Origin of the sequence: Glycomyces sp. NPDC048151 (genome assembly GCF_043202775.1) — a bacterium.
GTDB lineage: Bacteria > Actinomycetota > Actinomycetes > Mycobacteriales > Micromonosporaceae > Glycomyces.
Map to the genome: position 1 here is coordinate 605,502 of NZ_JBIDBB010000004.1, position 19,950 is coordinate 625,451.

Genomic DNA, 19,950 nt, shown 5'->3' on the forward strand with positions numbered 1-19,950 from the left:
GCGAACCGGATGACCCTCGACTGCCAGCTCTAGAGCGCCCTGGAGTCAGTTTCGCGACCTCGCCATCGGAGCGCTCCGTTCTCGCCGGACACGACAACCTCGCCACCCGGCACAAAGACCCGAAACCCTTACGGGCCACTGCCGTACATCGGAATCGCACCACATAACCAGCACTTCAGACTCTCGCCCACACGCTGGACTTGCTACGACGTGTGGTTGATCGCGTAGTCGCCACTGCCCTGGAAATCGTGCGAACTCCCGTCGTGGCAGACGCCGCCACCACCGCCGTTTCCGGTGCCACCGTATGCGAGCACCTGGCACCGGTTGCACCAGCGCCAGCCGTTCTGCGTCCCCTGCGGCTGGCCCACTTCGTAGTAGAGGAAGTAGCGGCCGCTCGCGGACAGGTCGTGCGCGGCGCCATCGTGGCAGATGCCTTCGCCGAAACCGCTGTAGACAAGGCAGTTGCAGCGCTTGCACCAGCTCCAGCCGCCTTGGGTCCGTGCAGCGGTCGCGGCGGCCATGTACCCGTGGAACGCCTGGTACCGCCCGCTCCCGTTGCCGTTGTGGACTCCGCCTGCGGTACACGCGGGCACCAGTCCCAATACGCTCGCTGCGGGGTCGTGCCCGGTGCCGTCGGTGAAGATCAGGGCCTGGCAGTTCCTGCACCAGCGCCAACCCTCTTGGGTGGACGACCCCATCGGCGCGGGCGCCGGCGCGGGGGCGATTGGCATCGGGGCAGGCGCGGGCGCCGGGCGTTGCCAGCGGATAACTGTCCAAGGAGACCAGCCGTGGGCCGACCCGTAGCCCTTGACCTTGAGGTCGAAGACGTGCCCGACCGCTATCCTTGTGCGAATCGCGCCCGACGTGGATCCTCCGGCTTGTTTGAGTTGGTGGTGCGCCCCGGGCTCCAGTGTCACGTTCGTCCAACCGACAAAGACCTCCCCGTAGGTTTGGCCGTTCCACCACTCCACGTCGACATGGTCGTCGCCCCAGCCGGTCACGTGCAGGCCCGAAGGCGGCTGGGTGGGGGCGGACGCCTCCGCCCGTTGGAGGCATACGCCGATTTCCTGTCCGGCTTGATCTGACGAGACTTGGAGCAGCTGCGCGGCGTACCCGCCCTGACCGATGAGCAGGCGGACGTCGTCGATGTTGTCGGCAGGCTCCACGATCAGTCGGCCGCCGCCGTCGGCGATCGCCGTGTAGCTCACCTCAGGCGTCTGGTCCTCGTACTCGTAATAGCCCTTCACATGGACGGTCGCGCCCGAGATCGGCGAACCGCCGACGCAGTCGGTGACGCGGACAATGAATCTCCAGCTCATCGTGCATCCTTTGTTGGGGAAGGGAACGGGCAGAGGCGGCGCGGGATCTTGGGCGACATTGTCGCTGACCGCGACCGATGTGTGATCCACACTACGCTGATGTGGAAGTCTCATGGGGACTGCACCAGTCCGTTCAGGACTCGAGAACAGACCGGTCGAGGATCCACCTAGTCCTAGTACTGCTGCGACGCTTGGTGCCTCGTGTCAGGTTCGAGGATCAAGTTCAAACGTCAACTTCCGTACTGGCTCGCCGGTGTACTCGGTGAGTTCGAACGATCCGGGTTCCGGACTTGGGTGGACCTGGACTTTGAAGTCCGATCCGTCCTCGAATACGAGATGGAAGATCAAGTCGGTGCCGCAGAGCAGCTCCTCGCTTGTGATCGCGCGGCCCTCGAGGTCCTGGACGGACAGTGCACCCGACCTACACCAGTCACCTACGTCAGGGTCGATTCGACCACCGTGCGCGCCCACAACGCCGCCGCCGGAGCCGGTCGCGGAGCCAGCGGCTGATGATGGCGACGTGCGCGGTGGCGAGGTGGCGAGCGCGTCCGTGAAACTGGCCCGGGGCCGTAGTAGTTCGGCAGATCTGATGTCAGCCTGGCGACGAACCTCTTACCAGATTGTCATTTCTGTCGGCTTCGAGGATGTCGACCTTCCTCCCCCGTTCCCTCGCCGGGCTCAGAGCGCCTTGGCCCCTTCCGGATAGGGGTGCGCGGTGGTCCTCGCCAGACGGGTAAGACGGCGCTGTCTGCGCCTGCTCCATGGTCGACATGCACCGGAACGATCGGGCCCCCTCCGGGTGGATCCGCTGCCCTACGATTTTCGGAGAGCCCGCTTCACAAAGGATCAGCACATGCAGGATCGGGACTACCTCGCGTCGGAGATTCAGCAGGGCGAGCACTACTTCCGCCGATACGAAGCCCGCGGCAAGCGCAAAGATCTCCACCGCTCAGCGCGGCATTACCTGCAGCTGTTCGCGTTCGAGTCATATGCCTCAGCGCCACTGGAGTTGTACGAGCGCGTTCCGGCCGCCGTGGCAGAGCTGATCCTCGAATCCCTGTTCCGGCCCTCGTATGAACTGCTCAGGGCCAGCGGCATCAGCGGTGATCCGGCTGCGCAGGACCTGGCGGTCGAGGTCTGGCGGCGGCTCGCGGCGATCTCCGGGCCGTGGGACCCGATGTACTGGCGCAACCGGTCCGATCTGGGCCTGGCGCTGTTCAACAGGTTCGAGGCCTCCGGCGACCCCGCCGATGTCGACGAGGCCGTCGAGCACATGGCGGCAGGCCTCGCGGCCTCACCCGATACGAACGAGTTCAAGCCGCACCTCCACGGGCCCCTCGGTGTCGCGATGCTGCGGCGGTACGAGTACTTCCATGGGATGGAGGACCTCGACGGCGCGATCGAGCACCTTACGGTGTCGGTCAACACGCTGCCGATGCGCCGGTCGATCGAATGGGGCGGCGCTCGGGAGCTCGCGAACGCGTTGGAGTTGCGCAGCCGCCTCAGAGGGCGTCCTGACGACCTCGACGCATCGATCGACCTGCTCCGCGAGATCACCGAGACCGACGACGGGCCGCTGCGGAACGCACACCTTGGGCTTCTCGCCGCCAGGGTCTTCAGCCGCTACGAAGCGGAGGGCCGGGAGGCCGACTGCGACGCGGTCATTGAACTGTGTCGGCGCGTCCTTGCGTCGGCGCCGCCCGACGATCCGGCCCGACCAGTGACTCGGTTCATGCTCGGCAGCGCGCTCTTGGACCATTGCCAGCGCGATTGGATTCCGGCGTTGCTTGACGAGGCCCTCGAGATGCTTCGCGAAGCGGCGGCCGACTCGGGGCTCGACCTGGACACGAGAGGCACGGCCAGGAGGGAGCTGGGACGGGCGGAGCATCTGCGCGACTGGCACGCTCAGGGCACCGTCCCCGGGAGCGGGCCGCAAGACCCATTCGGGGCCTTGCTCTCCGACTATGAACGGGCCCTGAGGTTCGTGGACGCGACCGGCAGCGACGACGCCGTCGACAGAGCCGTCCGCGCCGGCGAGGCGGCCCTCGGGATCATGCCCGAGGACCATCAGCGCTATGCCGAGTTGGTTCTGGGACTGGCGATCCTGCTGGAGAAGCGGTTCAGCCGCGGCGGCGATGTGGCCGACATTGAGGCCGCCGTGCGGTACGGCACCATCCTCGTCGAGCGGTCGAGGGCTGATGCGTCCGCACGGAGGTCGGCGGAGATCGCCCTCGGCAAGTTCCACCTCGCCCGATTCGAACGGCTCAGTGACCTGGAGGCGCTCCAGCATTCGGTGGAGCACAATAGGAACGCCGTGTCGGCGGCCGAAGGCGACCGGGATGGCGAAGCGTTCGCCCGCTCCAATCTTGCCGGCGCGCTCCAGAGCCGGTACACGGTCCTTGGCAATCGGATCGACCTCGACGACGCCGTGGCCCAGCTCGAATTCGCCCAGTCGACGGTAGGACCCGGCGACCACCGGCATCCGGACTACTGTTCCAACCTCGGCATGGTGCTCCGACAGCGTTTTGAGGCGATGGGCGACATCGAGGACCTCATGGCATCCGTCCGGTTCGGCACCGAGGCGCTGGAGCCGGGGCCGGCGACCGGGTCGGCGTTCCACATGCCGCGCGCGAACCTGGCGCTCACGCTCATGGTCGTGTACCAGGCGACGGGGGATTCGGAAGGTCTCGATCAGGCCGTCGAGTTGTGCCGGGAGGCGTTGGCGGACGTCTCGAATCAGAGCGCGGAGTACCTGTGGTACCAGTCGAATCTCGCTATTGCGCTGACGTGCCGGTACTCGGCGTTCGCCGATGAGGGGGACCTCGACGAGGCCGTCGAACACGCAGCCGGTGCCGTCTCGGGTATGCCGGAGAGTAACCCGCGGCGGCCGTCGGCGGTGGCGACGCTCGGAGGACTCTACCTGCTCCGATATGAGCGGCACTCCCATCCGAGGGACCTCGACCAGGCCCTCGCTCACTTGGGAGCCGCAGTCGACGGCGCCGATCCCGCCAACCCAGTTCGGGCGCTGCGCCTGGACAACCTTGCCAGGGCGGTGGCACGGCGGTGGCTCGGACTCGAGGAGGCGGGGGAGGCGGCGGCTGCCGCCGACTACCTGTCATTGGCTGCCGACTGCTACAGCGAGATTCTCGAGACAACCAACGCGCCGGTGCGGCGCCGTATCACGGCGGGTGGAAACGCCGGTCGGTTGCGCGCCGACCTCGATCCCGAGCGAGCTGCCCGCGAGCTGTTGCAGGCCGCCATGCTGTTGCCGGAGGCTGCTGCCTGGCGGCTCGATTGGGAACAGCGGCTTCAGGTCTTGTCCGAGTTCCCGGGGATCGCAGCGGATGCGGCGGCGATGCTCCTTGAGACGCGTGGTGCCACGGCCGCGGGGCAGGCGGTCCGGATCCTCGAAGCCGGGCGGGCAGTGCTCCTCAACCAGGCGGTGGCGGCCAGGGGCGAGGTGGACCGGCTCGCCGAATACGACCCCGAGCTGTCGGAGCGGTTTGTCGCGATCGGTTCGGTTCTCAATGGATCATCGGGAGAAGGTCCGTTCAACCTGGAGGCTCAGGGCGGCCTCCCGCACAATCTGCGCCACCGTCTCGCCGAAGCGCATCGGAGGCTTGTCGAGGAGATCCGCGGGATCGAGGGCTTCGCGGATTTCATGGAGCTGCCGTCCCTCGACGCGATCCTCGCCGAGGCCGCCGCGGGTCCCATCGTCATGCTCAACGCTTCCGCATACGGCTCGCACGCCCTCATTGTCACCACCGGTGGCATCGACTTGCTCGCGCTCGACATTGAAGGCGAAGAGCTGACCGAGCTGGTTGTGGGGTTTCACGAGGCGACGGGCGCATTGGGAAGTGGCCGGGACCTCCGGCCGGCGCTGCGGAGGCTGTGGCAGGGGATCGTCGCGCCGGTGCTGGATCGTTTGGGCATTGACGAGCCTCCGCCAGTGCCGCAACGGCTTTGGTGGGTCCCCGGCGGTGCGTTCGGCTCGCTGCCGTTGCACGCGGCGGGCCCGTATCCGGACGGCGACAGTGCGGCGCCGGTGGCGCTCGACTACGTGGTCTCCTCGCTGACACCATCGATCAGGCAGCTTCACTTCGCGCGCCGCCGGGCCGCGGCGGGAGACCGGAACGGAGTCATGGCGACCGTGTCCATGTCCACCACCCCGCTCCTCGACGCAGAGGCGGGCGACCTCGGTGACCTGCGCTTCGTCAAGGCCGAGGTGGACTGGATCCGCGAGCGTTGGGACGCACCTGCCGATCGCGCGTTCGACGACGGAGCCGCCACCTTCGAAGCCGTCACGACGGCGATGCGGACCAGTTCCTTCGCGCACCTCGCGTGCCACGGCGTCAGTGACCGGTACGATCCGGCGGTGAGTCGACTGCTCTTGGCCGACCATGCGACTCGGCCGCTGACGGTCGCCGACCTGGCCGCATTGGACCTCTCGGACGCTCGGTTCGCGTACTTGTCTGCATGTGGGACAGCGCGGAGCCTGCACGGGCACCTGCTCGACGAATCGCTCCACCTCGTCGCCGCGTTCCAGGCAGCAGGCTACGCAGCAGTTGTGGGAACACTGTGGAGCGTCAACGACCGTGCGGCCTTCGAGATCGCTAAGAAGTTCTACAGCCGATTCGGTCCCGGCTCCGACCCCGCCTCCGCAGCGGAAGCACTGCACGCCGCCGTGCGGGAGGTGAAGTCCGAGTTTGGACTCCACTCGCGGCCCGACCTGTGGGGCGCCTGGATCCACTCGGGAGCGTGACGGCAGTCGATCAGCGCTGCCCCGAGGCCGGGCTGCCGTAGTCGTCGATGTCCGGCGGCTCGGCATCGAGGTCGTCCTTCGGTTGAAAGCCACGGACACCTTCGTCCCAGCCGTCCGGGAGGCGAACCTCGTCGGGGAGCCCGTCGAAGTTCTCGGGAAGCGCAGGATCAGTCATGGTCAGAGTCCTTTCTCACTGCCTTCGCGGTTCGGCTCGCGCCCCCATGGAACTCGACGAAGGCGATCTCGTCGCCGTTGATCCAGACTCCGCCGCTGCCCGGCACCGCCGGTCCGTAGACTTTGCCTTCACCGGGCGCGTATTGGCGTTCCAAGTACAGGTCCCGGTTCGGCGAACCTGAGGCGGCGAATGACCGCGAACCAAGATAGCCCAGGACGATCCGCTGGTCCTTCAAGTGCACACGCACGTAGTACGGCTGGCGGTCGCTGAAATGCCACTGCCACGCATCCGGCACTCGGACATGATGCGCCAGACCGGTGAAATCGAGCACCGCCGCGAACCAGTGCGGGCGCCGCAACCGGACCACAGCCGCAGCAAGGGAACCCGCGACAACCGGTGCCGCGACGAGTACGACGAGCGCCCACGCTGCCATGTTCCACGGGCTGGCCACGCCGGCACGGGCCTGCTCGAGCAGGTGGACCGTCCACGGCAGCGCGAGCGCCTGGACGATGAGCGAACCGACCACCGTGCGCGCCAGAAACACCCGATCCTGCGCCTCGGGCGTCCGCATCCCGCGGCTGTAGGCGGTGTGAAGCAGGTAGCCGGGGACCGTGAACAAGACGGTGATCGCCAGACCGGAAACTATCGCCGCTGCGGCGGAGGACAGGAAGTCGTTCAAACTACCTCCAGAGGGGAGTGACCACATGGTATCCGCCCGGGCATGTCGATGAGGGGTGACTTCCGGCCCATGAACACGCTGGTGCCGCAGCGAGCGTGAGGTGGCGGTGGGTGGAGTTCCGGGTGACACGGGTCGTTACCCGCTTGACACGGCGCATTTGGGTTGCGTCCAGTCTGGATCGGTGCTGGGGCTACCGTCCTGCCCGGCGTGTGCATCGGCCGCACTCGTTCAGGGGCGCCCGCAAGGATGAGCGGCACCTCACCCGTTCGTTTCGAATCCTCGGGGAGCCCGGCTACTCTCGCCCCACCAGCAGACCTCCTGCTCAGGCGGATCTCCTGTCCCGGAAACCGAGTCCGTGCCCAGAGCCTCGCGGCCTTATCGTCCATAGAGTGGCCTTACCCGAGCTCGCATCGCGAGCGATTCCCCGCCTGAGGAGCGCCCATGGACAACCCCCTCCTGAACGCCGAAGACGCCCGTGAGCGCTTGGACCAGTGGAAAGCCCGCTCCGACGGCCCCGCGGCGAGGTGCAGGCCGCCGGCGAAGGGAGCACAGGACCTCTTGCTGTTCTTTGTCCACGAGGTGCAAAGCGGCCGAGTTTCTCGGGTTCTCGAGCGGTCGAATGTTCCCACTGTGCGGCTCGAAGCCGGTGCTGCATAGCCCCTCGTCTCACGCAGAGTCGTCGGGGCCGGTCGGCAGGGCCTGCGTCGGGTCTCGGAACGCCGCGGAGGTCAAACCTGTCTGCCGCAGACGGAGAGTTCGTCTCGGTCGACGCCCGGCAGGTAGGTCTCCCATTCCTTATCGGTTAGATCCCTACCCGTCTCTTCGCACACGGCGGCATACGGATCGGCGAGGTAGCCGATGTCGGCGATCCAGACCCCTGAATAGCTCGCAGCGACAAGACTCCAACCGTCAGAGATGAAGCCGCTCGTAGCCACCGAGCTGAGCGTCTCGAAGGTCTTGGCCGCCTCCATGTCACGTGTGATGTCCCAGATATGCAGACCTTCTCCGTCACTGATGAGGGCGTACTGGTCATCCGGGGACAAGCTGAGGGACAATTGCGCGTCGCTGCCACCGAGGAGTTCCGCTGCGAGATTGCGGTGCGCTTCGGAGTCGATGTCCCATATGGAAAGTCCGCTGTCGGTCGCCGCTGCGAGCTCGGCGCCGTCACTGGTGAAGGCAAGCTCGGAGACGTAGCTGCCGTTCCCGAGGAGCCTCGCCGTCATCGCCGCGCCCCACGTATCCTGTGCCTGGAGATCCCAGAGGCGGACCACCCCGAAAGCGTCGGCGGTGGCGAGAGTTCGGCCATCGGGGCTGAAAGCTACAGCGGCGACACCACCTTCGTGCATATCGATCGTCTTGATCTCCTCACCGGTGTCCATGCTCCAAAAGCGCACTAGGCCGTAGTCTGGGCTATCGAGATCGGATGCTTGCCCCTCCGCAGTAACAAGAACGCGGCCGTCGGAGCTGAACACCAGCTCCTCGACCGTCCGATCGTGGCCGCCCAGTGTCATGAGGACTTCACCAGTCTCAGGATCCCAGATATCGACCTCTTCCAACCGTTCCCCCCACGGGGCGGTTGCCGCGAGCGTGCCGTCGGGGCTCAGAGCGCTGACCCCGCCTGCACGATCGGGATACTGTCCGACGAGCGCCGCCTCCACTGATGGGTCCCCATGCAGATCCCAGACGTAGGCGCCGTCCCATCCTGTCCCCAGCAGCCGGTCCGACTGGGAAGCCGATACGTAGCCAAGCTGGTGGCCTGCACTGGTGAGATCGGATTGCAGGAGATCCTGCGAGGTACTTCTGACCCGGTCCAGGTCCCACAGCTGTATGCCCTTTTCCGTGCCCGCGGCGAGAATTGAGCCACCCGGCTGGAACGCCATGTCGATGACGTCCGTAGCGGGCAGGAGGGCCAGTAGTTCGGAGCTCGACAGGTCCCACACTGACACTGAGCCCTCCTGGTCCCAGGTGGCGATGCGATCTTCGTCCGGGCTCACTGCGGCCTGCCAAGCTGGGGTCGACAGGAACGTTGTCCACGCGCCGTCGCTGCCCCGCGACAGGCATCCTGTGTTGGCGCATGCGATCACGCGTTCCGGGTCGCTCGGACTCGCCCAAAGAGCGGTCAAGTGTTCGCCGATGGGCTCGGAAGCGACGACCGAACCTGTCCCAAGGTCCCACTGGTAGACCCCGGAGTCATCACCGGTGAACAGGGACTCCCCGTCGGCAGAGAACACGACCGCCTCGGCCGAGGCCTCGCCTTCGAGCTCGGTCAGCAGTTCCCCGCTCTCAAGATCCCAGATCCTCGTCACCAGTCCCTCCGCGGTCGCGATCATCGAGCTGTCGGCGCTGATCGCGATATCGAAGACGTCCCAGGGTTCGAGCGTCATCTTGTGGTCGCCGTTCTCGGCATCCCATATCCGCGTGCCCTCAGCGATATTCGCGGCGATCACCTTTCCGTCTGGGCTGAACTCTGTGTCGGCAAAGCCGCCGCCTGCGCTGCCGTTGAGTGCGTAGGGTTCCCAAGTTTCGGTCGACCAGAGCGTGTAGGAACCGCTGCCCTCCCTGGCGAACAAACTCGATCCGTCAGGACTGAACCGCAGCGCCTGCACCGAGGACACGAGATCGCTCGTCAGCCCTCCGATGGAAGCATCGTCTGCGGCGCTGGTCATCGCCACGAAAGCTTCGTCGGTTTCACTGAGCTGCCATGCCGCCGCGGCAAGCAGTTGAGCGAGCTGGCCGTCGACGTTGTGGAGCTTCGCACTTTCGGCGGCGAGCTGTACCGAGAGCGCCCGGTTGCGTTCATCGGTGAGTTCGCGATTCGCAACGAGGACAAGCCCGAACGCTATGAGCGCGAGCGCAAGGAGCGAGGCAAGGGTGCTCGTCACCGCCCGCCGAATTCGCTTGGCTCGTGCTTCACGGCGACGTGAGGCGCCGAGGAATTCCAAGGTAGTGACGTCAAGTGGCGCAAACCGGTCCGGATGTTCCGCCCAGCGCTGTTTGCACTCATCCTCTGCCAACTCCAATCGGCCGCCGCGGTAGAGAAAGGATTGATCTCGACCGCTCGCCTCCCATTCTTCGGCATCCTCGATCAGGGCGGTGAGAACGGCAAGGCTGTCGCTGTCGCTCTCGAGCCATTCGCGCACCTTTGGCCAGTGCCTCAGGAGCGCATCGTGGGCGATCTCGACGGTAGCTTCGCCTACCACGAGCAGGCGCGCAGCAGTGAACGCCTCGACCACGTCATTCCCCTCCGGGCCGAGCTCTTTCAACGCGCTCAGGCGCAAGGGGACCCGGACCAGCTGTTTGTCTCTGGTCACCTTGGCCAGTCTCCGAAACAGCAGCTCAGCTGCCTCACGCTGGCTCGGCGACAGCGCTTCGTACACCTCGTCAGCGCTCGCCTGAAGGGCTCTGGATACACCGCCGACCTGGCCGTAGGCGGTCTTGGTGAGACACCCGTTCTTGCGGCCCTCCCAGAGCTTGCGCATCGCTTGCGACAGCAACGGCAACGCGGCAGGACTGAACTCGGCTCCGGTCGCCGAGCCGCGCAGGTCGTCGAGGATCACCTCGGCCAAGCCCTCCTCGAAGGCCAGTCCGGTGGCGAAGGCTGGACCGGTGATGGCCTGCCGCATCTGATCCGCGTCCATCGGAGCAAGAAAATGCAGGTGGCGCTCCACAGCTGGCAACAGCTCGACATGCTCCGCACACTGATCGAGAAAGTCGCTGCGGACACCGAGCACCACCAAGCCGCAACCGCCGCGATGCGCACTCCGTTTCGAGGTCGAATCACCCTCCCGCGAGGGGCCCTGGGAGATCGAGGCGAGCGCGGTGATGAACGCCTGCCGTTCGGACTCGTCATCAGTGAGCGTGAACAGTTCTTCGAACTGGTCGACTACCATCACCATCCTTGCCGACCCGTCACTATCGGATCGCTGCAACGCCTGTTTTGCGAGTAGGTTCGCGCGGTGAGGTTCCTCCCGCAATACCCGCCGAACATCGGGTGTGAGCGCTCCGTCGATCCGGGTGGCCAGTTCGGTTGCCAACGCCCCCAAGGGGTCGATGCCCGGTGTCAAGTACACCAAGGGCCAAGATTCAGATCCTGGCTGGTCGATCCACCAGCCCTCGGCGATCGCGGTAAACACGCCCGCGCGCAGCAGCGAAGTCTTCCCCGCACCGGAAGCGGCAGTGAGCGCCATCATCCCGTTCGCATCGAGACTGGCCGACGCGTACTCCAAGACCTTGAAGGTCTGATCATCGCGGCCGAAGAAGACTTCGGCGTCATCCTCCCTGAACGGGTACAAGCCGCGGTAAGGCGAAGTGCGCTCGAACCCACCGGTGCGCCTGGCGCCATCATCACCACGGTTGATGCGGCCCAGCAGAGTATGGAGCATCTGCGTGATTCGTCTCGAAGACTCGAGGCTCTCCTGTTCGAATCGGCGGCGCTCGGTCACGTCGGCCGCCAAGCTCCGTTCCAAACGCACCTGGCCTGCGGCGGATTCGCGACTGACGCGCAGGTTCTCAATCACCACGTCGCGGACCTCGGCGAAAACCCCCACAAACTCATCGAAGGCGTCGAGCCGTTCAAACTCGCCCTGTAGACGTTCCAGCAGCTGCTCGTCCGAGTCCCGGATGACACTCTCCAAGGCCGCGGTAACCGCCCCGGTCTCGGCCAGCAGAACCGCCATGCCGCGCCGGACCTCTGCGGCCTCTTCCCCCACCTGTGAGACGACATCGTCGAGAGCCGCGGCCAACGCGGCTTCCAGATCGTCGTCGGAAACTTCGGCACCATCGTCGTCACGAAGGCGGTCGATGGTCCGGGAGATGACGTTGGTGAAAGCACCGCTGCTGACGCTGCCGATCGCCGCGAGCACCGCCGCCAGGACCGGTGAGGCACCAACTGCCGCCCCGATGACCGGCACAACCGCGCCAGCACAGAACATCGCGGTTAGGCTCCGATGCGTACCGCTGCGCGTCTTAGCGAACGCCTGCCTGACGGCGCCAAGAACCGCTGACCGCAACCGTCGGCGAACATTCTCAGGTTCAGGGGGTGTGGGAAAGGCCATCCCACGACGATAGCGACATCGGACAATCGATGTTGGCCAGCGCGAACCCGCTCATGAACGCACCCCTCCTGTATTGCGCGCAGGATGACAGGAAACCGAAACCCGAGGCTGCGGTCAGGAGTGGGAGACGGCGTAGAGAGTCGTGGTCTCGGCGGCGCGGGTCGCGGCGTACAAGGAGCTGCGGTCCATGCCGGGGGTGAGGAGCGGGTGGGTGGTCTCGACGGTCAAGCCTTGGGAGCGGTGGTGTTCGCGGGTTGCCATGAGCTCCATCGTGTTCTACTATTACTGTCACTTAGACAGTAAAGGATGATTGCTTGTGGCTCACGCTGAAGAACCTTGGTCACCGCCGGCGGTGCTCATGACTGTTGACCTCGTGATCTTGACCATGCGGGCCGCGACATTCCATGTGCTGCTGATCGAGCGGGGGATTGAGCCGTTTAAGGGGTGTCAGGCGCTGCCCGGAGGGTTCCTGAACAACGCCGGGGAAGGCATTTATGACGCTGCGCTACGGGAGCTCCAGGAGGAGGCGAGTCTCGATGGGACGCAGCTGCACATCGAACAGCTTGGCACCTACGGCGCACCCGACCGTGATCCTCGCGGACGGGTGGTGTCGGTGGCCTACTTGGCGATCGCGCCCGGCCTCCCCGACCCGGTTGCCGGTACCGATGCTTCGGAAGCGGCTTGGACGCCAGTCGAACCGGTGCTCTCAGGACAGGTGCGATTGGCGTTCGATCATTGGCAGATCGTCAACGATGCCGTCGAAAGAGCCCGAGCGAAGCTCGAGCGCACGCCTCTGGCAACGGCGTTCTGCAGCGAGACGTTCACGATCGCCGAGCTCCAACAGGTCTACGAAGCGGTGTGGGCAGTGCAATTGGACGAGCGCAACTTCTACCGCAAAGTTCAACGGGCCTCGGGCTTTATTGAGCCTGCCGGGACCGAACGCCGAGTTGCCAGAGGCCGACCGGCGCGGTTGTTCCGAGCCGGAAACGCCAAGGTGCTGCATCCCGCGCTCGCTCGTCCCGAGCCGCCAAGTGAATCCGAGGAGGAATGATGACCGACACCGACATCGTGGTGGTTCTGACGGCACTGGATCTGGAATACAAAGCGGTCCGAGCGCATCTGGACGATACCGAGGTCCGTCGTCACGAGGCGGGAACGCGATTCGAGACCGGCACCATCCGCGGCACCTCATGCCGGATCGCGCTTGCCCTGACCGGCGTGGGCAACCAGTCCTCGGCGGTGATCGCCGAGCGCGTCATCCAGGAATTCTCCCCGCTGGCAGTGCTATTCGTCGGCGTGGCCGGTTCCTTGTGGGACAAGCCGGTCCGCGGCGATGTGGTCGTGGCAGAGCGGGTTTATGCCTACCATGGCGGGACCAGCGAGGACGGCGGTCTCAAAGCGCGGCCCCGCGCTTGGGAGGCACCGCACGCGGTCAGCCAACTCGCCCACTTGCTGGATCGCTCCGGGGACTGGCGGGAGCGACTGCCGGCCGAATCGGGTTCGCCAGACGTCCGCTTCGGTGCGATCGCAGCCGGTGAGATCGTGCAGAACTCGTCGAAGTCCCGTGAGGCGAAGTGGATTCGCGATCACTACAACGATGCGATCGCCATCGAGATGGAGGCCGCCGGAGTCGCTCACGCTGGCCACCTGAACAGCGCGACGGTCGGGATCGTGCGCGGCATTAGCGACATGGCCGACGGCACCAAGGATGCCACCAGCGATGTGCAGTGGCAGCCGCGAGCAGCCGCCAACGCCGCCGCCTTCGCCATCGCCCTGGCAGAGGAACTCGTCACCGAACGAAAGGCGCTCGACATGTCACGAGCCGAATCACGACCTGAAGCAGCTACTTCGACGGGCGGCACCACCGTCCACAACGTCGCCTCCGGGCAAGTCGGCATCCAAGCCGGGACCGTCACTGGCAGCACGGTATGGATGAACGTCGCGCCGACTAGTGACAGGATCGACGATCTCGCTGCGGCGGTAGCCGATCTGCGCGTCCGACTTGATCGGGCTCGGGCCGCAGGCGAATTCGACGCCGACACCTACGAGGCCGCCGAGGAAGAGCTGGACACCGCCGCGACCGCGCTGCGAGCGCCTAACAAGGACGGCCGGAAGAAAGCGGTGCTGGCACTGAAACGGCTCAATGGCCTGGCCGCCGAGACGACCGACGTCGCCGCCCAGATCGCCCTGGTGATAGCCGCGGTGAACGGACTGTCATGACTCCACACACCCCTCCCGCAGCATCGTCGCACGACACGACCGTGAACTCGGCCGGGCCGGGCGCCACAGTTGGCGTCCAGGCGAAAGTGGTCCACAACGTCAACGTCTACCAAGTGCCGCCCGGCGCTTCGCCCCAGGAAAAGTTCGAAGCCGGTCTGCGGTACCTCAACGACGGCGTACCGTTCAAAGCTAGAGAACTCATCAGCGAAGCCATCGCCGCCGGCCACGACAACGCAGAGATCCGGTTCCATTGGGTGCTGGCAATGTTCAGCAAACGCTCCTACCGGGACCTTGATCGCCTCGAGCGCGAAAGTCTCGACGATTTCGCCAACGGCGTGCACACTTACACCGACGGCAGGTATCGCAGTGCGCTGGAGGGCATCAAGGAGCTGCTGGCTCATCTGAGCGGCCAGGGCGGCGACCCGGACACCGCAGAGAAGCAGATCCTGGCCCTTGACCCCGAACTGCTCGCCTTGATCCAACGCCATCTTGAACTGGTGCTTTCAGGAGCTACCAAGGACAAACTCTGGGAAGCGACCAAAGAGCGAGCGAAGGCCGACCGGTACGCCTCCGACCGATCGAGTCGAGTGTGGGCCTACTTCCACCCCGAGCCGATCCGAGCACGGGCCCGCGGAGCGGACGAACCCCAGATCGGACCTGCCGACCGGCCGCGCGCCATGGCAGCAACGGTGCTGTTCGCCCTTGCCACCGGATACCTCGGCTGGCTGCTCCTATCCCAGGTAGAGGTCGTGGCGTTGCTTGCGTACCTGCTCGCCGCTGCCACTGGCTACGCCGGGATTCGCGACGCATCAATGTGGCGCTACCGGACCGGCCGAGTCAGACTCGAGGACTACCGCAACACCGCTCGCCCAGCCGGGGAACACCTCCGCGGCAAGGGCTTCGCCAAGAACGTCAGCCGCTCCTTCGAACACTACTTCGCCAAGTACCGGCCACACGGGATGGACTACGCCGCGTGGCTAGCCGAAACCGCCGGCGTCCGAGGACGCCTCCGCGTCGAAATCGCCGAAATCTACCGCGAACAGTCAACACCCATCGGCCGAGTCAACTGGCTCATCGGCTACCTCGCACGGGACGTCAGACACTGCTGGCAGCAGGGCACTCTCTACGACTACAGGGAGCGTTATCACGTCACGCTCGCCTTCAAGGCCAGATGCATGGTGACGCTGATGGTCATGCTGGCCGCCGGGATCAGCGTTGCCGTCGCGGCCGCTGGGGTTGCACCGGTAACTGCTTCGGCCGCTATCGTTCTCGCGGCGTTCAGCGGCCCATACGCTGCGATCCGATGGCAGCACATCGTCAGCGAAACCCGTCGTTACCACGACGACGGTGTGGAGGCGGCACAGCGATTGCAGGAACGGAGTGCGGCCTACCAGCGCTGGAAGGCAAAACTGGATGCGACCCGACCGGACGAGACCGAGATGGAAACCTGGCTGCACAGCGACAAGACCATCATGATCGATCAAGCGCTTCGCCACTACCGACTGTCATGGCGCGACGTCATCTCCCATGCGGTACTCCAATCCCCAGCCCGCAGGCCGAAAGCCGGCCGAGCGCGCGGCGGGCCCTGGCGCTACTCCAGATACGACTTGCGGCTGTTCCTGATCACCAACGACGGGGTCCGCGAAGTCATCTCCGAACTGGACTTCGAACACATCGCTTTCAACGGCCAAGAGCGCAACAACTTCCGCTTCGAAGCCCTCTCCTCGGTCAACGTGACCGAAGACCTAAACAACAGCCGCAACCTCAACCTGACCCTGACGAACGGCCCGACCAGGATCATCAACGTCACCGACGCTGAGATCATGGAACCCGACCCCGCAACTGTGCAGTCCGACGTCGTCGACACGCCCGTGAACTTCCTCCGGATGAATCTCAGCGCTGCCGGCTTCACACACGCCCTGCGAATCCTCGAAGGGATCGCCGCCGAGGGCAAACGCTGGATCGACCGCGACCATCACTCGCCGGGCTCCGTTGGCTAGGGGCGCTGGTCGGTAAGTGGGCACTGCTGGTCAGGACCCCAGCGGGGAGCGTCGATCAGGTGCTTCCTTCGGTGCCCTTCGGCCCTCCAGATCGCGACCAAACCGTCAACAGGGCATCGGCAAATCTGTTATTACAACATCGGCATATCTACTATTAGGTGTTGACACTGCCCTGTAAGCTCCTGACATGTCTATGCTGCTACCCCGGCGCGCGCTGACCGGACTCAACGAGCGCCTCGACGCCTTCCGGATCGTCATCGTCGGCGGGCCCCGCCAAGCAGGAAAGACCACGCTGCTTCGCCTGTTGCACGAAGAGCGCGGCGGCACCTTCAACACGCTCGACGACGCCACCACCTTGCAAACCGTTCGAGCTGACCCGACCGGGTTCGCCGAGTTCGGGGCCGCACCCAAGATCATCGACGAAGTGCAACGCGGCGGCGACGACCTCCTCATCGCCATCAAACGGCTGGTCGACCTCGACGACAGCGCGGGCCAGTTCGTGCTCTCGGGCTCGACCCGGTTCCTGACCGTACCGAGCCTCTCAGAGTCCCTCGCAGGCCGCGCCGTCTTCGTAGACCTGTGGCCCCTCAGCGCCGTCGAGCGGACCCGGGCCGACATCGACGCACCAGCGCTGCTGTTCGAACCCGAAAAGCTGCGAGCCCTGCCACTCGCCACCACCTGGAAACGAGCCGCATACTTCGACCTGATCTGCGCAGGCGGATACCCCGAAGCAGTGCGGATCGGCTCGGACCGGTTGCGCGCGGACTGGTTCGAAGGCTACGTCTCCACCGTCGTCCTCAGAGACGTCGCCGCCTTCGCCGACATCCGCCGCGCCGACCTCATCCCGCGGCTGCTGCGGCTCATCGCCGCCCGCACCGGCTCCGGACTCGTCATGGCCGACCTCGCGCGCAGCCTCGAACTCAACCACGCCACGGTCCGCGACTACCTCGGCTACCTCGACATCGTCTACCTCACCGGCAACCTGCCCCCGTGGTCGACCAACCTCACCTCCAAACTGGTCAAAACCCCGAAGGCCTACGTCACCGACTCCGGCCTCGCCGCCGCACTCCTCGGTGCCGAGCCCGGCGCGCTCGCGCAACCGGGTCACGAGCTCGCCGGGCCATTGGTGGAGACGTTCGTGTTCGCCGAGCTCACCCGGCAACTCGCCACCAGCGAGCTGCGTGCCGAACTGTCGTTCTTCCGGGACCGGGACGGCCGCGAGGTCGACTTCGTCCTCGAACGCCGCGACGGCACCATAGTTGGTATCGAAGTCAAAGCCGCGGCCACGGTCCGTGACGACGCTTTCAAACACCTCCGCTGGATGAAAGAGCGCCTCGGCGACCGCTTCAAGGCCGGATACGTGATCTACCTGGGCGACCAGATCCGCCCCTTCGGCCCCGACCTCACCGCTCTACCGCTCTCAACGCTCTGGGCCGGCGCGCCGCTGTAGCTTGCGGGCCGTCGGAGTATGGGAAGGGTCCGGCTGGGCGGGACGCGAGATCAAGGCTTGCTCACCTCCGAATATCCAGATGATCCAACGTGATGGGCGTAGCAGTCTCGGACGGCTGGTAGCGGGGCGCTCGGCTGGTCCGAACGCTCGGCATTTACAGCGATTGCTCGCAAAGCTTGAAGTCGACGGCCGTCTGCTTCGATCCTCAGCTGTGCCGACTCACGCCAAATTCGCCCCTGTATCCCAGCCAACGTTCGTACCTCGATCCAGGTTGAAACGAGCTCACCGTGGTGCTGATTGGACGAGGTGACAGTGACCATCCACCCGGTGGCGGAGCGGGGCACATCCTTCGGCAACCCCTGTGTCCCGGTCACTCACATGGGTGAACCAGGTCGCGAAGTCCGCATCTGCGATGCAGGATGTGGACTCGAAGGCCTTGTGAATCGCATTCGGTCCAGAGCCTACGGTCCCGCATCATCTGCGGCATTTGAACGGCTAGCGGGCGCAATCGCGCGGCTTCCACCATGCCGTTCGAGGGAGCTTCAAGGACCCCCAGTAACCCAAGGAGCTGTAGCAAAGTGCGACGTCTCAACCCCGTCCTAGCGGTACAGAAGTGGCTCTATGCGGTCAGCGGCAATCAATGCGCCTTCACCGACTGCCAGGCCCCCGTTGTGCAGCTCGCCCCTACAGGACGCCCATTCGTTTCGAGCGATGTCGCCCACATCATTGGCGCGGTGGAAAATGGGCCACGCGGCAAGTCCGACCTCAGCGCCGAGGACCGGCGGAGCGTCGCCAACCTGGTCCTCCTGTGCCAGACGCACGCTCGGCTCGTCGATGCGCACAAGGAGGACTACCCGGACGAGGACTTGCTCCGCATGAAGCACCTCCACGAGAGCCGGGTCGGGAACCGCGCAGGGACGCTGCTGCTGTCGACACTGCCCAGAGCCGGCACCTGTCTCCATGGGAGAGATGCCGAGCTCGCTCTCGCCGTCGACTGGGGGGCGCCTTCGACCGATACGACCTCCAGCACGCGGCTGCTGCACCTTCACGGCGCGCCGGGCATCGGGAAGTCGGCGCTCGCCATCGAAATCGCAAACCGGATCGCGTACTCCTTTCCCGACGGCGCCATCTACGTTCATGCTCCCGGCACCGCTGATGCGACGTTCGACATCGTCACTGAGCTCCTGGCGGCGTTCGATCTGTCCGCTCTCCCCGAGCGGGTGCCTTCACGACAGCACCTCGCCAGTCTGAGAAGCCTCGTCGAAGGCAAGCGGATGCTGATCGTCATCGATGGCGACCCGACCGAGGGATCCATACGGCAGGTGCTCGCTCTCGACGGCGTCTCAGTCATCTGCACCAGCAGGACCCGCATGAGCGGTCTCGCCGATACCGACATCAACTCTGTTGAGCTCGAGGCGTTGTCGAGGGACGCAACTCAGGCGCTGATGCGCTCTATCATCCCAACAGGCCGCGTCACCGATTCGCAGCTCGAACGGATGTCGGAGGCAAGCTCTGGCAACCCTCTGGCTGCTCGCATCCTCGCTGCCCGCATTTCCTCGCGGCCGAGCCTCGATGTCGATCGCTTCCTCTCGATCATCACCGATCCCGCCCGTGGAGTAGCGCCGTTCGTCGTCGGCGAGCGGAACATGTTCGTGATTCTCGACGAGGCCACCCGGCATCTCTCGGACATGCACCAGTCGGTCATGCGCACGCTCGGAGTCCTCCCCGGCACCGCGATCTCCCTGTACGCCATCACCACCGCCCATGCCGGACAAGTCGACGAGATCGGTGACGATGAAGTCTCCGCAGTTGAAGCGATCCTCGACGACCTATTCGAGTTGAACCTCGTCGAGCACCCCGCCGAGAACCACTTCCGTCTGCACGGCCTGATCCATCGGTTCCAGCAGCATCATGTTGCGGCATTGCCGGACACGGTTGCCGCGGCAATGACCGGCAACGCGGCAGCCACGTACGTGTTCTTGCTCAAGTCGATGCGGGAGGCGATCGGGTTCCTCGACGCGGAAATGACCAGGCCTGCCCCGTCCAATAGCCGCGCCATCGTCGATTTCGAGCAGCACCGGGCAGCCGCGACGGAGCTGCTCCGGCTCGCCGACGATCATAAGCTCACCGACCTTGTCGGACTCCTGTTCTCTGAACTCGCTCCGCTCCTGTCACATCGATGCCAATGGCAGGACCTGTGCTCCCCCCGTTTTTCCGGAGAGGTTTTATCTTGGTTCTGGAATGAACCAGAAGGGGACAAGGTTCGCATGCCTATCCGGAAGTACCCGCCT

General features: G+C 65.3%; 12 protein-coding genes. 7 read left to right on the forward strand and 5 right to left on the reverse strand.

Annotated elements, in window-relative coordinates; translation table 11 throughout:
• Positions 1 to 203: 203 nt before the first annotated feature.
• Complete coding sequence (locus ACGGCP_RS12700; RefSeq protein ID WP_392965013.1) at positions 204 to 1,319, reverse strand: hypothetical protein; 1,116 nt, start codon at positions 1,317 to 1,319, stop codon at positions 204 to 206.
• An 853-nt stretch (positions 1,320 to 2,172) separates the two neighbouring features.
• On the opposite strand from ACGGCP_RS12700, the gene ACGGCP_RS12705 reads away from it, so the two are divergent.
• The gene (locus ACGGCP_RS12705) at positions 2,173 to 6,081 is read left to right on the forward strand and encodes a CHAT domain-containing protein (protein WP_392965016.1); all 3,909 of its coding nucleotides are present in this window, start codon (positions 2,173 to 2,175) and stop codon (positions 6,079 to 6,081) included.
• 10 nt (positions 6,082 to 6,091) lie between these two features.
• On the opposite strand, the gene ACGGCP_RS12710 is transcribed toward ACGGCP_RS12705, so the two are convergent.
• Together ACGGCP_RS12710 and ACGGCP_RS12715 are read right to left on the reverse strand one after the other, a co-directional pair.
• Positions 6,092 to 6,256 carry a hypothetical protein gene (locus tag ACGGCP_RS12710; protein WP_392965018.1) on the reverse strand — a complete coding sequence of 55 codons (165 nt, stop codon included), beginning with the start codon at positions 6,254 to 6,256 and terminating at the stop codon, positions 6,092 to 6,094.
• Positions 6,249 to 6,935, reverse strand: a complete 687-nt coding sequence (locus ACGGCP_RS12715; protein ID WP_392965020.1) for a DUF6338 family protein — start codon at positions 6,933 to 6,935, stop codon at positions 6,249 to 6,251. The genes ACGGCP_RS12710 and ACGGCP_RS12715 overlap by 8 nt, the downstream gene beginning before the upstream one ends.
• Positions 6,936 to 7,376: 441 nt before the next feature.
• On the opposite strand from ACGGCP_RS12715, the gene ACGGCP_RS12720 reads away from it, so the two are divergent.
• The gene (locus ACGGCP_RS12720) at positions 7,377 to 7,592 is read left to right on the forward strand and encodes a hypothetical protein (RefSeq protein ID WP_392965022.1); all 216 of its coding nucleotides are present in this window, start codon (positions 7,377 to 7,379) and stop codon (positions 7,590 to 7,592) included.
• A gap of 71 nt (positions 7,593 to 7,663) precedes the next feature.
• On the opposite strand, the gene ACGGCP_RS12725 is transcribed toward ACGGCP_RS12720, so the two are convergent.
• Together ACGGCP_RS12725 and ACGGCP_RS12730 are read right to left on the reverse strand one after the other, a co-directional pair.
• Positions 7,664 to 11,866, reverse strand: a complete 4,203-nt coding sequence (locus tag ACGGCP_RS12725) for a WD40 repeat domain-containing protein (RefSeq protein WP_392965025.1) — start codon at positions 11,864 to 11,866, stop codon at positions 7,664 to 7,666.
• Positions 11,867 to 12,103: 237 nt separating this feature from the next.
• Positions 12,104 to 12,250 carry a hypothetical protein gene (locus tag ACGGCP_RS12730; RefSeq protein ID WP_392965026.1) on the reverse strand — a complete coding sequence of 49 codons (147 nt, stop codon included), beginning with the start codon at positions 12,248 to 12,250 and terminating at the stop codon, positions 12,104 to 12,106.
• A gap of 97 nt (positions 12,251 to 12,347) precedes the next feature.
• Here ACGGCP_RS12730 and ACGGCP_RS12735 point away from each other — a divergent pair, with 97 nt between their 5' ends.
• The 5 genes from ACGGCP_RS12735 to ACGGCP_RS12755 form a co-directional block, all read left to right on the forward strand.
• Positions 12,348 to 13,040, forward strand: coding sequence for an NUDIX domain-containing protein (locus ACGGCP_RS12735; protein WP_392965029.1), 693 nt, complete (start codon positions 12,348 to 12,350; stop codon positions 13,038 to 13,040).
• Positions 13,040 to 14,209 carry a purine phosphorylase gene (locus ACGGCP_RS12740; RefSeq protein ID WP_392965032.1) on the forward strand — a complete coding sequence of 390 codons (1,170 nt, stop codon included), beginning with the start codon at positions 13,040 to 13,042 and terminating at the stop codon, positions 14,207 to 14,209. Before ACGGCP_RS12735 ends, ACGGCP_RS12740 begins: the two co-directional genes overlap by 1 nt.
• A complete protein-coding gene (locus ACGGCP_RS12745) occupies positions 14,206 to 16,209 on the forward strand; it encodes a hypothetical protein (RefSeq protein WP_392965035.1) in 2,004 nt (667 codons plus the stop codon). Before ACGGCP_RS12740 ends, ACGGCP_RS12745 begins: the two co-directional genes overlap by 4 nt.
• 187 nt (positions 16,210 to 16,396) lie before the next feature.
• Complete coding sequence (locus ACGGCP_RS12750) at positions 16,397 to 17,659, forward strand: ATP-binding protein (RefSeq protein ID WP_392965038.1); 1,263 nt, start codon at positions 16,397 to 16,399, stop codon at positions 17,657 to 17,659.
• Positions 17,660 to 18,237: 578 nt separating this feature from the next.
• Positions 18,238 to 19,950, forward strand: a 1,713-nt coding sequence (locus tag ACGGCP_RS12755; RefSeq protein ID WP_392965041.1) for an NB-ARC domain-containing protein, incomplete at its 3' end; no start/stop codon positions are given.

What these genes read in the sequence shown, in the direction of transcription:
- ACGGCP_RS12700 (WP_392965013.1), bottom strand. Translation starts at nt 1,319, where the DNA reads ATGAGCTGGAGATTCATTGTCCGCGTCACCGACTGCGTCGGCGGTTCG.
- ACGGCP_RS12705 (WP_392965016.1), top strand. Translation starts at nt 2,173, where the DNA reads ATGCAGGATCGGGACTACCTCGCGTCGGAGATTCAGCAGGGCGAGCAC.
- ACGGCP_RS12710 (WP_392965018.1), bottom strand. Translation starts at nt 6,256, where the DNA reads ATGACTGATCCTGCGCTTCCCGAGAACTTCGACGGGCTCCCCGACGAG.
- ACGGCP_RS12720 (WP_392965022.1), top strand. Translation starts at nt 7,377, where the DNA reads ATGGACAACCCCCTCCTGAACGCCGAAGACGCCCGTGAGCGCTTGGAC.
- ACGGCP_RS12725 (WP_392965025.1), bottom strand. Translation starts at nt 11,866, where the DNA reads ATGTTCTGTGCTGGCGCGGTTGTGCCGGTCATCGGGGCGGCAGTTGGT.
- ACGGCP_RS12730 (WP_392965026.1), bottom strand. Translation starts at nt 12,250, where the DNA reads ATGGCAACCCGCGAACACCACCGCTCCCAAGGCTTGACCGTCGAGACC.
- ACGGCP_RS12735 (WP_392965029.1), top strand. Translation starts at nt 12,348, where the DNA reads ATGACTGTTGACCTCGTGATCTTGACCATGCGGGCCGCGACATTCCAT.
- ACGGCP_RS12740 (WP_392965032.1), top strand. Translation starts at nt 13,040, where the DNA reads ATGACCGACACCGACATCGTGGTGGTTCTGACGGCACTGGATCTGGAA.
- ACGGCP_RS12745 (WP_392965035.1), top strand. Translation starts at nt 14,206, where the DNA reads ATGACTCCACACACCCCTCCCGCAGCATCGTCGCACGACACGACCGTG.
- ACGGCP_RS12750 (WP_392965038.1), top strand. Translation starts at nt 16,397, where the DNA reads ATGTCTATGCTGCTACCCCGGCGCGCGCTGACCGGACTCAACGAGCGC.